At 31.3% G+C, this 13,022-nt stretch carries 13 protein-coding genes; 8 read left to right on the plus strand and 5 right to left on the minus strand.

What is annotated here, in order from left to right; genetic code table 11:
- Positions 1-2: 2 nt before the first annotated feature.
- Complete coding sequence (locus ACP15M_RS01220) at positions 3-1,925, minus strand: transglutaminase-like domain-containing protein (RefSeq protein WP_425075343.1); 1,923 nt, start codon at positions 1,923-1,925, stop codon at positions 3-5.
- A 133-nt stretch (positions 1,926-2,058) separates the two neighbouring features.
- On the opposite strand from ACP15M_RS01220, the gene ACP15M_RS01225 reads away from it, so the two are divergent.
- Positions 2,059-3,009: an NAD(P)H-dependent flavin oxidoreductase gene (locus ACP15M_RS01225; protein WP_425075344.1), complete on the plus strand. Its 951-nt coding sequence runs from the start codon at positions 2,059-2,061 to the stop codon at positions 3,007-3,009.
- A 91-nt stretch (positions 3,010-3,100) separates the two neighbouring features.
- Positions 3,101-4,867, plus strand: coding sequence for a serine hydrolase (locus tag ACP15M_RS01230; protein WP_425075345.1), 1,767 nt, complete (start codon positions 3,101-3,103; stop codon positions 4,865-4,867).
- 57 nt (positions 4,868-4,924) lie between these two features.
- Here ACP15M_RS01230 and ACP15M_RS01235 read toward each other — a convergent pair whose 3' ends face one another.
- On the minus strand, positions 4,925-5,785 hold the full coding sequence (locus tag ACP15M_RS01235; protein ID WP_425075346.1) for an AraC family transcriptional regulator: 861 nt from the start codon (positions 5,783-5,785) through the stop codon (positions 4,925-4,927).
- 200 nt (positions 5,786-5,985) lie between these two features.
- On the opposite strand from ACP15M_RS01235, the gene ACP15M_RS01240 reads away from it, so the two are divergent.
- Positions 5,986-6,306, plus strand: a complete 321-nt coding sequence (locus tag ACP15M_RS01240; protein WP_425075347.1) for a YtxH domain-containing protein — start codon at positions 5,986-5,988, stop codon at positions 6,304-6,306.
- Here ACP15M_RS01240 and ACP15M_RS01245 read toward each other — a convergent pair.
- On the minus strand, positions 6,303-6,875 hold the full coding sequence (locus ACP15M_RS01245; RefSeq protein ID WP_425075348.1) for a GNAT family N-acetyltransferase: 573 nt from the start codon (positions 6,873-6,875) through the stop codon (positions 6,303-6,305). The genes ACP15M_RS01240 and ACP15M_RS01245 overlap by 4 nt on opposite strands.
- A 5-nt stretch (positions 6,876-6,880) precedes the next feature.
- Positions 6,881-7,516: an alpha/beta hydrolase gene (locus tag ACP15M_RS01250; protein ID WP_425075349.1), complete on the minus strand. Its 636-nt coding sequence runs from the start codon at positions 7,514-7,516 to the stop codon at positions 6,881-6,883.
- Positions 7,517-7,556: 40 nt separating this feature from the next.
- On the opposite strand from ACP15M_RS01250, the gene ACP15M_RS01255 reads away from it, so the two are divergent.
- The 5 genes from ACP15M_RS01255 to ACP15M_RS01275 all read left to right on the plus strand — a co-directional run bounded on the left by ACP15M_RS01255 (position 7,557) and on the right by ACP15M_RS01275 (position 12,240).
- Positions 7,557-7,982 (plus strand): PaaI family thioesterase, encoded by a 426-nt coding sequence (locus tag ACP15M_RS01255; RefSeq protein WP_425075350.1) that lies wholly within the window; start codon positions 7,557-7,559, stop codon positions 7,980-7,982.
- 2 nt (positions 7,983-7,984) lie between these two features.
- The gene (locus ACP15M_RS01260) at positions 7,985-9,100 is read left to right on the plus strand and encodes a chorismate-binding protein (RefSeq protein WP_425075351.1); all 1,116 of its coding nucleotides are present in this window, start codon (positions 7,985-7,987) and stop codon (positions 9,098-9,100) included.
- Between the two features lie 28 nt (positions 9,101-9,128).
- On the plus strand, positions 9,129-10,889 hold the full coding sequence (gene menD / locus ACP15M_RS01265; protein WP_425075352.1) for a 2-succinyl-5-enolpyruvyl-6-hydroxy-3-cyclohexene-1-carboxylate synthase: 1,761 nt from the start codon (positions 9,129-9,131) through the stop codon (positions 10,887-10,889).
- Positions 10,890-10,975: 86 nt separating this feature from the next.
- Positions 10,976-11,314 (plus strand): DUF2853 family protein, encoded by a 339-nt coding sequence (locus tag ACP15M_RS01270; protein ID WP_425075353.1) that lies wholly within the window; start codon positions 10,976-10,978, stop codon positions 11,312-11,314.
- A gap of 95 nt (positions 11,315-11,409) precedes the next feature.
- Entirely contained in the window at positions 11,410-12,240 is an 831-nt protein-coding gene (locus ACP15M_RS01275; RefSeq protein ID WP_425075354.1) for a CvfB family protein, read from the plus strand.
- Here ACP15M_RS01275 and ACP15M_RS01280 read toward each other — a convergent pair.
- Complete coding sequence (locus tag ACP15M_RS01280) at positions 12,232-12,660, minus strand: hypothetical protein (RefSeq protein ID WP_425075355.1); 429 nt, start codon at positions 12,658-12,660, stop codon at positions 12,232-12,234. The genes ACP15M_RS01275 and ACP15M_RS01280 overlap by 9 nt on opposite strands.
- Between the last annotated feature and the right edge of the window lie 362 nt (positions 12,661-13,022).

Genomic DNA, 13,022 nt, shown 5'->3' on the forward strand with positions numbered 1-13,022 from the left:
AGTTAGTCTTTAGTTAAGATAATTTGTTCGTTATATAAGGCATCGAGTTTTTTGATAAAACCATTCCATTTTTCAAAATCTGCTGTTTCAATTTTAGCATGTTTGATACGGAATTGCTTTTTGTAAATAATAACATTATTCTCTTTTGAAAAATTAACACTCATATCAAAATTGTCATTGGTAACCGAAATATTTTCAGGCAAATGCGAGATGTTATAACCTTGAGGTATTTCTAGTCGTGTCGTAGATTCTAAATCTTTTTTAGAGCTAAAAATGTAATCTGTTTTGCGTTCTTCTAAAACAAAATTTGATAATTCTTTATCAAAATCAAGATCGACATACACTTGATTATCAAATGATGATACTGCATTTTTAACATCAACATTGTAGGCAATATTGATGTTTTTATCTCGGTTTTGTAAATCGGAAGTTTCTATATTAGACACTTTTATATTGCTATTTCCTTTATTGAGGTAATACTCTAAAAATTCGTCTTTTTTATCATTTTTTAAACTGTTGAAGTAATAGAGTAGACTTGACCTGCTTTCTCCATTAAAGGTTTTATTTACTTGGCCAATAATATTATCTTCTGAAAGCTTTAAACTGAAATCAAATTGCTCTTTATTAAATGCTGCTTCAGCACTTGGCACATATTCTAAAATATAATCGTCTCCATTTTCTATCAATACTTGTTTCCCTTGAATGCGGTCTGCATATTCACCAAAAGCATTAAACTTTTCTGTTCCATCTAAGAAAATGGTTTTTCCATCTTTAAATAAAGTACATATCATATGATTATCAACAGATAGGCTAGGCGTAGAGTAGTCGTAAGCTATTCGTTTTGTGCCAATCCATGTTAAACGTGCATCAAAACCAGCTTCAATGAGCATTTGCTTGGTTAGGTTTGCCATGCCTTTGCAATCGCCATAACGCTTTGTAAATACATTAGCAGCTTCATCTGGTTTAAAGCCAGCAATTCCATCTTCAAAAGCGATATAACGAATGTTATCTTGAACCCAGTAATAAATGTTTTTTATTTTCTCATCATCTGAAGTTGCATTCTCTGTAAGTTCTTTAACCTTAGCTTTTATAGGAGTCACATCATTTTCTAAGCTATTAACCAAAGATTTATACCAATTATAAAGATCTTGAGTCTCTTTAAAAATATTTACAGTTTCATTATTATTGGTATACGATTTTGCCAAAATTAAAATATGAGGATAGATATAAGTTGGTCCAGGAGTAGCTTCCTCTTTATACATTCCTGATATGTCATTTAGTGTGTAAGTGTAAATTTTACCATTGCCATTTTGGTTCGGACTTATCGTTTTATCAATGTCGTAACCTTCAAAATTTAGTTCTTTTAACTCCATATCTAACCAATTAGGAACTTCAATACGAATGGTTTTTTTAGCAGTAGGATAGTCGCCATTAAAGTAAAGTTTAGTAAAATATTTGATGTCTTTATAGTGCTTTTTAATAGACGTTAAATAGCGATAACCTTTTAGAGGAAAATCGATTGTTGCATATTTAACACGACTATCATTATGGAATAAATCATCACTAGTATAAGCATCATCTTTAACATGGAAATTGGCTTGCTTTTGATTTCTATATTTAATTTCAAACTCTTCAATAGTAGATTCTCCATCGTAAAAATGATACACTTGAATATCAGCACGAGAATCAATATTTATCATGTTTTCACTTACATGATGTAATACTGTTACTTTTTTATCACGCTTATTAAAGCCAAACGTCACTTTGTCTTTACTGCTTATTAACGCTACATTGTCGTCAGGAAATTGTTCTTTTAGGCTGTTTGCGAGTGTGATATCTTCTGTAGTTGGTTCAATTCGTTTTTGTGAAAAAGCCGAAAGAGATAGTGTCAAACATAAGAAAATACTAAAGATGTTTTTAATCATGAGCTAGAGTTAAGAATGCTAATATATCATTCTCAAAAGATAAACTAAAATTTATCTAGTTCATTGGTTATTATAATAGATGTATTTAATTATGCATGCATAGTATTTTTTATATCTTTACAAAAAACTTAGTATGACACCAACAAAACTAACAGAACTACTTAAAATTAAGTATCCAATCATTCAAGCACCAATGTTTTTGGTATCTAATGTTGCTATGGTGAAAGAAGCCATGAATGCTGGTATTGCAGGTTGTATTCCAGCTTTAAATTATAGAACATTAGACGAATTACGAACTGCGATTAAAGCATTGAAAGCTGCTAAAGTTGAAGGAGGTTCTTTTGGATTTAATTTAATTGTTAATAAATCTAACATAAAATACAAAGGTCAGTTAGAGGTGTTATGCGAAGAAGGATGCGATTTTATAATCACGTCTTTAGGCAGTCCTGAAGAAACAATCAATCAAGCACATGCTGTTGGTATTAAAGTGTTTTGTGATGTTACCGATTTAAAATTTGCTAAAAAAGTTGAATCTTTAGGAGCAGATGCAGCTATTGCTGTTAACAATGAAGCTGGAGGTCATCGAGGAAATTTATCTCCAGAGGCATTAATTAAAGAATTAAAAGACAATTTGTCCATTCCAGTAATTTCAGCAGGAGGAGTAGGTTGCAAAGCAGATATTGACAAAATGCTTGGCTATGGAGCTGAAGGTGTCTCCGTTGGAAGTCCGTTTATTGCTTCAGTTGAAGCAGGAGTTACCAATGAATACAAACAAGCTTGTGTCGATTATGGAGCTAAAGATATTGTTATGACCGAACGAATTTCTGGTACACCTTGTACTGTAATCAATACACCTTATGTTCAGAAAATTGGAACAAAATCTACTTGGATTGAAAACCTATTGAATAAAAACCGTAAACTCAAAAAGTGGGTTAAGATGATTCGTTTTTCTATTGGTATGAAGGCAACAGAAAATGCGGCCAAAAAAGCGACGTATAAAACGGTTTGGGTTGCTGGTCCTAGCATAGAACATACAAAGGCCATTTTACCTACAAAAGATATCGTTGCTAATTTGATTGAATAATTCTTGATTATTGATTTTTTTAGTATTGTGTAACCAAAAGAGCAATGCTTCGTCTTATATTTATAGTAATAAAAAATCAATCAAATCAATCATGAAACAAAATCTAAGGAATCAATTATTAAAAAAAAGTGTAGCTGTACTCTCGGCATTTTTGCTATTAGGTCAATTAAGTTTTTCGCAAACTAAAATTGATAAAATCGACGAACTAATTAGCACTTATGCTGAATATGGCAAGTTTAATGGTTCGGTATTAGTATCAGAACAAGGAAAAGTTATTTATAAAAAAGGCTTTGGTATGGCGAATATGGAATGGGAAATTCAAAATCAGCCAAATACAAAACATCGCTTAGGTTCTATCACAAAACAGTTTACTGCAATGCTTATTTTACAATTAGTAGCAGAAGGGAAATTAGATTTGCATGAGCCCATATCAACCTATCTTACAGATTATCCTAAAAACACAGGACATATAATTACCACACATCATTTATTAACACATACATCTGGAATACCAAATTACACAGCATTTCCTGATTTTTTTAGAGACAAAGCTCGTAATTCGTATACACCAGAAGAATTTGTAAAAGAGTTTTCTGATAAAGAATTAGATTTTACTCCAGGAGAAAGATTTAGTTATAGTAATTCTGGTTATTTCCTATTAGGAGTCATTATAGAAAAGCTATCAGGAAAATCGTATGAGCAAGCGCTTCAAGATAATATATTTTCACCTTTAAACATGAATGATTCTGGCTATGATAATCATGCAGATATTCTTAAAAATAGAGCAACTGGTTATGATAAAAATGGAATGACGTATAGAAATTCTGGATATATAGATATGTCTATCCCTTATGCTGCTGGATCACTATATTCAACAGTTGAAGATTTATATAAATGGGATCAAGCATTGTATACAAATACATTAGTGTCAGAAAAATATATGAAACTGTTTTTTAAGCCTTACGTTTCTGCATTTGGAAATAGTCATTATGCTTATGGTTGGGGAGTTGGTAAACAGCAAATTGGTAAATCAACAGATAGCATATATACTATTGGACATGGAGGAGGTATTCATGGATTTAATACAAATATTTCTAGAGCACCTTCCGATAAATCTGTGATTGTCTTATTAAGTAATACTGGTAGAGCTCCACTTAATTCAATGACTCGTGCTATACGAGGAATTATGCATAACAAGGAATTTGATATGCCAAAAAAATCGGTTGCATATGAATTGTTTTCAGTAATTGACGAAAAAGGCATACAAAAATCAATAGCTCATTATGAATCGATTAAGGATTCTGAAAATTATGAACTCATAGAATCTGAAATGAATAGTATTGGTTATCAACTTTTGAGTTCTGATAGAGTAGAAGCAGCAGCAAAAGTGTTTAAACTTAATGTTGATGCTTTTCCTAAGTCTTCAAATGTATATGATAGTTATGGTGAGGCTTTAATGAAATTAGGAAAGAATGATTTAGCCATTGAAAATTATAAAACGTCTGTTGAGCTAAATCCTAACAATCACAATGGGATTGCTACTTTAAAAAAGTTAGGAGCAGATGTTAGTATGTATGTAAATGATGTTGTGGTGTCTGATGAAACTTTAGCATTATATTTAGGTAAATATGAGTTGATGCCAGAATTTATAATCACGATTACAAAAGATGGTAATCAATTAAAAGCACAAGCCACAGGACAACCAGTCTTTGATATTTTTCCTAAGTCTGAGAATGTATTTTATTTAAAGGTCGTTAAAGCACAGTTAACCTTTAATAAAAACTCAAAAGGTGTTGTTGATAGCGTTACTTTATTGCAAGGAGGACGAGAACTTACAGGCAAAAGAATTGAAGAATAAGTTTTTAGCATTTAAAAAGATAAAAGGGATTAATTTATAATTAATCCCTTTTTATTGCTACTTAATAGGAATATAAAATTCAGTTTTTAGCTTGTCTTCTGCAACACGTTCAGGATTGCTAATGTACTTTTCTCTAACAGGAGCTTCACGTAGCTCATAGTCTGTATTTAGTAGCCATTCATTAAACATATAGTCGTAAACTTGTTCGAAATATTTATAACTTCCTTGATACAAGAATACTGCAAATGTTCCACCTTTAAGTGTTTTAACACCAATATCACCTGATGGTTTGGCGTCTTTATGTATCACTAAACAAGCATCATAACTTACGTTGTCTTTATCTGTAACTTTAGGATCATCATGTGGCAAGCCTAACATTTCTATGCCTTTGGTAAATAGTTTTTGAGATTTAATTTGCTGCCAAAGTTTTTCCCAAGCTCCAGAATAATCTAAAGTTTGATAATTTCCTTGCATTCTATAATACAAACACTGTTTGTCTTCGACGTTAATGATTTTTGGTTTTTTGATGTTTAATTGTACTTCCATACTGTTGTGTGTTTTGATTATGAATAATTTCTTTTTGCGATACTCAGTTGGTGAAATTCCAAAATGATGCTTAAACTTTTTAGATAAAGAGGAAGGTGTTTCAAAACCTACGCTGTAGGCAATACTTTCAATATCTAAGCTTGTATAACGAATCATTTTTGCAGCAGTTTCTATACGCGTTCTAGAAATATATGCTCCAATAGGTTCACCTAACATAGCTCTACTAATACGATGAAAATGAAATGTTGAAAAATGTGAAATTTCGGCTAGCATTTTTATGTCAATCTTACCATCTAGATTATTATGGATGTACTCTATAATGACATTGAGTCGCTCTTCATAAAAAGCTTTGTTATTTTTTTCTAAATTCATTTCCTTAATATTGATGCTTCAAAAATACATCAAGATAAAGAGAAGTACTTTTCCAAACTTGCGCAATTCTTAAAAGAGATTTTTCATCTTTCAATAAAATTTTAGCCCTATAAATTATTGATTTATAGATTATTTGTAACAATTCATAACGTTTTGATACCTATCTATTAAACAAGTATAATTAAAAACATAAAATTGTTATGATACATAAAGGAGCAATTGTATTAGGTGTTTTAGCTGGAGCAGCAGTTGGAGTTTTATTAGCTCCAGATTCAGGAAAAAACACTAGAGCAAAATTGAAGAAAGAAGGTAAAGATCTTAAAAATCAAATTACTGAAGATTTTAAAGAAGTTAAAGACGACTTGTCTAAAGCCGCTAAATCTGGTAAAGATAAGTTTAAAGACGACTTAAAAGAATTTGCCTCTAAGTCAAGCTACAAAACAGAACAAGCGATTACATTTCTAGAAAAACAGTTAGCAATTCTCAAGGAAAAGAATAAAACATTACAGCAAACAAGCTAAAAATTTTTAAAGATAGTGGTCTTTATATGAGACCACTCTTTTTTTAGAATACCATAACAACAGGTACTTCGCCTAAAACCATCAGTCATTAAGGTGTCTTGTCGTAAAATACCTTCTAATGTTGCACCCAATTTTTCAACGGCTTTTCTAGACTTTTGGTTGCGTTCATCTATTCTAAACTCTACTTTTTCAAAAGCTAAGGTTTCAAATGCATATTGTAACATCAAAAACTTTATATGTGCATTTAAACCAGTGCCTTGAAATTGATGACCAAGCCATGTCCATCCTATGTGAAGCACTTTGTTTTTCCAATTTATCAGTCCAAACCGTGTGCTTCCAGCAAATTGCTCATGTTGCTTATCATATATAATAAAAGGCAAAACGGTTTTAGTTTGAAATCCTTCAAGAGCAACTTCTACATAATGTCGTAATGATTCTGGAGTTGAAATAGTACTTGGCGAATAATAGATAAGGTTTGGTTCTTTAGCTATATCAATAAGATTATGATAATTATCAAGAGTTAAAGGTGATAGTTTTACACGTTCGTTTTCTAGAGTTGGTATGGTCATATCAATTACACTAAGCTATTAATGAGTTCTACATTAACAACATGTTTTCCTTCAAACGGAAGAATCGTTAAATTATTTCCAAATAGAGATTGAGCTCTTTCTGTTTCGTAAGTAATACGCTCTTCATTTAAAAATTCATCTTGAGTTCCATAAATTAGACTCACTTTAGCATTTAAAAATTCAAAATGTTCTGGTGTTAATTCTTTTGGAATGCCTCCAGAATGTAAGACAAGCTGATTGCATTGCAATTTCCGCTTTGCTAGATAACGCATAGCCACACTCACACCTTGTGAATAGCCAAGTACAATTAAATGTTTATCCTTCGGAATGGTTTCTTTTTCAAACACAGCATCAAAATAATTCATTACATTTTCAGTTTCAATCAATGTATTTTCCTTTGTTAGCCAGCTTGCTCCAACATGTTTAAATTTTGGCGTTTGATAGTATTTACTTTGTGCTTGTGGAGCAATTATATAGTTTTCTTCAGGATGTAAACCTTTAAAATATTGTATAAAATAACGACTTAAAAATCCCATACCATGACAAACAAACCAAACGTTTTTTGTGTTTTGACTAAGCGTATTTAAAGTTGAATAACTGTTAGTAATGCTGTAATTTATTTCCTTTTCTGTTGAATTCATTTTGTACTTTTGTTAGCGACTTTAAAAATACAGTAATTCTATGCAATTATCTAAAGAAGAAATATTGGTTCAAGCAAATAAAGTGTGTAAAAACACATTAATGGAAACACTTTCTATTGAAATTGTTGATTGTGGTGACGATTTCCTTGTCGCACGAATGCCAGTCACTCCAAAAGTTTACCAACCAGATGGTGTGTTGCATGGTGGAGCAACTGCTGCTTTAGCTGAAAGTGTCGGAAGCTTTGCTGCACATATTTTTATTGATACTGAACAGTTTTTTGTTCGTGGTATAGAAATTACTGCCAACCATTTAAAAAGTGTTACTGAAGGTTTTGTGTATGCAAAGGCTACATTTATACATAAAGGAAGAACAACACAACTTTTTGATATAAAAATTACAGATGATAATGATAATTTGGTGTCTGTTTGTAAACTATCTACCATATCGCTTCCTAAACAAAAATAAGAATGCTTCAGAAGGATTTCTTTTCGCATATAGAACATCACTATTCTAAAAACTTACCTTTTGTTATTTATAGAAAACCAAAGGTTTCATCAATCAATGCTTTTCTTCAAAATACCGAAGAGTTATTTACCACTAAAGATTTTAAAGCAAGCGGATTTGTGTTTGCGCCTTTTGATAGTGCTTCGCAAACAGTGTTAATTCCGTTAGAACATTCAAAAATGTTAACTTGTAAGATAGAATCTGAACCAAAAAACGAGTTATCAAAAAGCAATATTGAACCAAACACTGAAGGTAAAGCCATTCATTTAAATTTAGTGCAACAAGGTGTTAATGCCATTCACGAAACACCGTTGCAAAAAGTAGTGTTATCAAGATGTGAAACCTTAAACATTTCAGATAAAAATCCGTTCTCTATTTTTAAGCAATTAATAGACAATTATCCTAAGGCATTTGTGTATTGTTGGTACCATCCTAAAATCGGACTTTGGCTTGGTGCAACACCAGAAACCCTTATTAAAGTAAATGGTAAGCGCTTTGAAACCATGGCTTTGGCAGGAACACAATTGTATCAAGATACTTTAAATGTCACATGGCAACAAAAGGAAAAAGAAGAGCAACAATTTGTAACCGATTTTATTGTTGAAGCTCTAAATACATCAGTAAGTCATTTAATAGTTTCTGAAGCAAAAACTATTAAAGCAGGAAGTCTTTTACACTTACAGTCAAATATTAGTGGCATTTTAAATGCTGAATTGCAAACGATTTTAAACCGATTACATCCAACTCCAGCTGTTTGTGGTTTGCCTGTTAAAGCAGCTCAAGCCTTTATTATACAGCATGAACCATACAATAGAGAATATTATACAGGCTTTTTAGGAGAGCTCAATTTAAAAGAATCTACATCTAGAAATACCAACAGACGTAATGTTGAAAATAATGCCTACAGTGCCATAAAAACTGTAAGTCATTTATTTGTCAATTTACGTTGTATGCAAATTAAAAACCAACACGCATTAATTTATGTTGGAGGTGGAATTACAAAGGATTCTAATTCGCAATTAGAATGGGAAGAAACAGTTTCAAAATCTGCAATTATGAAACGTGTTTTAATACAGTAAACTATCTATTTTTATTACATTTGTGTTCATGATGCATTCAAAAATTCCACTAGCACAAACTGTTGTTCAGTTGTGCAAGCTTAAAAACATAAAACATATTGTTATTTCTCCAGGAAGTAGAAATGCACCACTTACAATTGGTTTTACTAATGATGATTTTTTTAAGTGTTATAGTATTGTAGATGAACGTTGTGCTGCGTTTTTTGCGCTAGGTATTGCACAACAATTACAAGAACCAACAGCAATGGTTTGTACCTCTGGTAGTGCGTTATTAAACTATTATCCAGCAATTTCTGAAGCGTTTTATAGCGATATTCCTTTAGTTGTACTTTCTGCAGATCGACCAAAGCATTTGATTAATATAGGTGATGGGCAAACCATTAATCAGAAAAATGTATATAGCAATCATATCTTATATTCTGCCAATTTAAAGCTCGATATTAAAAACGAAAACTACTTATCAAAAAAAGAAGAGCTTCCAATTTTTAAAAATTTAGAAAATAAATTGGAACGTATGCTTGGACTTCAAGAAAGTATTCAAACTTATAATGAATCTGAAATTAATACAGCCTTAAACTTAGCTCAGTTTAAAAATGGACCAGTTCATATAAATGTTCCTTTTGATGAGCCATTGTATGAGTTTTCTAAAACTTTAACTGTAAAACCTAAAGTTAAATCTTTAGAGCTAAAACCTCATAAAATTGATGATGCTGAATTAGATGATTGTCTTGACGAATGGTATGTAGCCAAACGAAAAATAATATTGGTTGGTGTTTTAAAACCCAATTCTGTTGAGCAAAAACTGTTAGAAGATTTAGCAGATGATGATGGTGTGTTGGTATTTACTGAAACAACATCAAATTTACATCATCCTAACTTTTTTCCAAGTATAGATAAGATGATTGCACCTTTATCTGAAGAAGACTTAAAAGCACTTCAACCAGATATTTTAATCACCTTTGGAGGCATGATTGTCTCTAAAAAAATTAAAGCCTTTTTACGACAATATCAACCAAAACAGCATTGGCATATTGATGAGAAAAAAGCTAACGATACGTTTTTCTGTTTAACAAAGCATATTGAAGCCTCTCCCAATCAATTTTTTTCAGCGTTTATACCCAAAATTACACATCTAGCAAAGAGTACTTATTTTGATACTTGGACAGCAGTTAAAAAGCATAGAAGTAAAAAACATTTGGAATACATAAAAGAGATTCCGTTTTCAGACTTTAAAGTATTTCATCATGTGTTAAAAGCCATTCCAAACAAATCAATTCTTCAATTAGGAAATAGCTCTACAGTGCGCTATGCTCAATTGTTTAATTTAAATGCTTCCTTAGAGGTATTTTGTAATCGAGGAACAAGTGGTATTGATGGCAGTACATCTACAGCTATTGGTTGTGCATCTGTTTCTAATAAACAAACAGTTTTTGTTACTGGAGATTTAAGTTTCTTTTACGATAGTAATGCCTTGTGGAATAATTACATTCCTAAAAACTTCAGAATTATAGTCATTAATAATCAAGGAGGAGGTATTTTTAGAATTCTACCAGGACATAAAAATACTGATAACTTCGATAATTATTTTGAAACCATACATGATTTGACAGCTCAGCAGCTTTGTGAGATGTACAAATTTCAATATAGTAAAGCTTCAACCGAAGCAGAATTAGTAGAGTGTTTAAATGGTTTCTTTAATGCTTCTGAAACTCCTAAACTATTAGAGGTGTTTACACCTAGAACCATTAATGACGAGGTGCTTTTAGAGTATTTTAATAGTATTAAGTAATTGTTATTTGTGACTTTTTAATAATTTTAGTGTCTAAATAATTAGCTATCTTTAGATAGTATTTTTAACAATAAACGTATTTACATATGAGCAAAAGAGACGAATTAATTACAAAGTATGCTGCAGATTTAAAAGATAAATGTGGTGTAAATCCTGATATGGATTTATTAACTAAAGTAACTATTGGTTGCGGACCAGCAATTTATAATGCAGATTCAGCTACTGTTTCAGGATCTGACGAGTCTGAATTAGAAACTGTGAAAAACAATTTCTTGATCAAAAAACTAGGATTAAGTGATGGTGCAGATTTAGACAAAGGTATTGATGCAGTTATGGAAACCTACGGAAAATCTAATAGAAATAAATACAGAGCAGTCGTTTATTATTTATTGACAAAGCACTTCAAAAAAGAGTCGGTATATTAATTACTTGCTTATAGCAAAAATTAAAAGCGTTGTGATTTAAACAGAATTGCAACGCTTTTTTTAGTTCTAACATGTAATATCTGTATCTTTGCGGCATGATAAAAATTGGAGAATACAACACCTTAGATATAATTAGAGAAAGCGAGCAAGGTATTTATTTAGCTGATGCAGATGGAAATGAAGTGCTCTTACCTAACAGATATGTTCCTGAGTCGTTTAAAATTTGGGAATCAATAGATGTTTTTGTCTATTTAGACAACGAAGAACGACCAGTTGCTGTCACAGATCAACCTTATGTAACAGTCAATAATTTTGCTGTTTTACGTTGTAATCAAGTAACACGTCATGGTGCATTTTTAGATTGGGGAATGGTAAAAGAACTGTTTTGTCCTTTTAAAGAACAGGCATTTAAAATGAAAGCTGGTGGATGGTATTTGATTTATTGCTATCTAGATGAAGAAACCAATAGGTTAGTCGCTTCTAGCAAAACCAATAGTTTTTTAGATAATAGCAAACTTACCGTTAAGCAGTTTGATGAAGTCGATTTAATTGTATCTCATCCATCAGAACTTGGAATGAATGTTATTGTTAATGAACATCATCATGGCTTAATTTACAAAGATGACATCTATAAAGAGTTGAGTGTTGGTGATAGACTTAAGGGCATCGTTAAAAAAGTACGTCACGACAATAAATTAGACATAACTTTAGGTCAAATAGGTTATAGAAATATTGAACCTAATGCCGAAAAAATCCTTCATCATCTTGAAGACAGTGAAGGTTTTATTCCATTAACCGATAAGTCTAGCCCAGAACTCATAAAAGACGAATTAGAAATGAGTAAGAAAAGCTTTAAAAAAGCTATTGGATCACTTTACAAACAACGACTAATTACCATTGATGCAGATGGTATCAGACTAGTTTAATGTAAAATTAAGCTTGTTTGTTACATTTTTGTAAACCGTATCTAAAGCTTCATACAAATTATCATAGCTAATATTTTCACTTAGGCAAAAACTATTTTCTACAAGTGCATTCATACGACCAGCTTCATTATGACTAACAACACCATAAGAAACTAAGTTTGGGAAAATGGATCTTACTTCGGCAGTTTCTAATAAAGAAATAGAGTAGGAATTTACTCTGTTTGCAACTAACCCAAAAGGTTTTTGATTTCCAAAATACTTCATTAAATCTTCAATGGTTTTCTTAGCCGAATTTAAATCAACATGAATACCTTCATAAAACTCCACCACAGCAATATGGTTAAAAAAGTGAAGCATCCCAGCTTCAGATTGTTCTTGCTTTACAATTTGTGAAGCTACATTTGAATCTGTAATTTTCATATCCCTAAATATATTTATTGTTAAACTAATTTTATGATACTTAAAACAGTATCAGCACATTAGACACTTTTTAATATAAATTGGTCACATAGTAATGATGTAATTCATTTTTAAATCGTTAAAAGGTGTTATTTTATCGGTAAAATACAATGTTAGGGTTTGCTCTTGTTCGAGAATGGTTCGACAATCCTTCGAGAGTTCTTCGAGAAAAGCCCCATTTTACAAAGGAAACCCGAACAATCCTCGAAGGATTCTAGAAGAAGCCCTCTAAAAGACTAGAAAAAGTGTAAATGAATGACTAAATATTTTATCATGTTTATAACGTTTTTGAGTTTACATATTATTTTAAAAGCAGTATTTTT

The sequence above is a fragment of the Psychroserpens sp. S379A genome (assembly GCF_049800755.1).
Classification (GTDB): Bacteria; Bacteroidota; Bacteroidia; order Flavobacteriales; family Flavobacteriaceae; genus Psychroserpens.

Bases quoted from the DNA above. Each gene is read 5' to 3' on its own strand.
- ACP15M_RS01220 (WP_425075343.1), bottom strand. From the start codon at position 1,925: ATGATTAAAAACATCTTTAGTATTTTCTTATGTTTGACACTATCTCTT.
- ACP15M_RS01225 (WP_425075344.1), top strand. From the start codon at position 2,059: ATGACACCAACAAAACTAACAGAACTACTTAAAATTAAGTATCCAATC.
- ACP15M_RS01230 (WP_425075345.1), top strand. From the start codon at position 3,101: ATGAAACAAAATCTAAGGAATCAATTATTAAAAAAAAGTGTAGCTGTA.
- ACP15M_RS01235 (WP_425075346.1), bottom strand. From the start codon at position 5,785: ATGAATTTAGAAAAAAATAACAAAGCTTTTTATGAAGAGCGACTCAAT.
- ACP15M_RS01240 (WP_425075347.1), top strand. From the start codon at position 5,986: ATGATACATAAAGGAGCAATTGTATTAGGTGTTTTAGCTGGAGCAGCA.
- ACP15M_RS01245 (WP_425075348.1), bottom strand. From the start codon at position 6,875: ATGACCATACCAACTCTAGAAAACGAACGTGTAAAACTATCACCTTTA.
- ACP15M_RS01250 (WP_425075349.1), bottom strand. From the start codon at position 7,516: ATGAATTCAACAGAAAAGGAAATAAATTACAGCATTACTAACAGTTAT.
- ACP15M_RS01255 (WP_425075350.1), top strand. From the start codon at position 7,557: ATGCAATTATCTAAAGAAGAAATATTGGTTCAAGCAAATAAAGTGTGT.
- ACP15M_RS01260 (WP_425075351.1), top strand. From the start codon at position 7,985: ATGCTTCAGAAGGATTTCTTTTCGCATATAGAACATCACTATTCTAAA.
- menD (WP_425075352.1), top strand. From the start codon at position 9,129: ATGATGCATTCAAAAATTCCACTAGCACAAACTGTTGTTCAGTTGTGC.
- ACP15M_RS01270 (WP_425075353.1), top strand. From the start codon at position 10,976: ATGAGCAAAAGAGACGAATTAATTACAAAGTATGCTGCAGATTTAAAA.
- ACP15M_RS01275 (WP_425075354.1), top strand. From the start codon at position 11,410: ATGATAAAAATTGGAGAATACAACACCTTAGATATAATTAGAGAAAGC.
- ACP15M_RS01280 (WP_425075355.1), bottom strand. From the start codon at position 12,660: ATGAAAATTACAGATTCAAATGTAGCTTCACAAATTGTAAAGCAAGAA.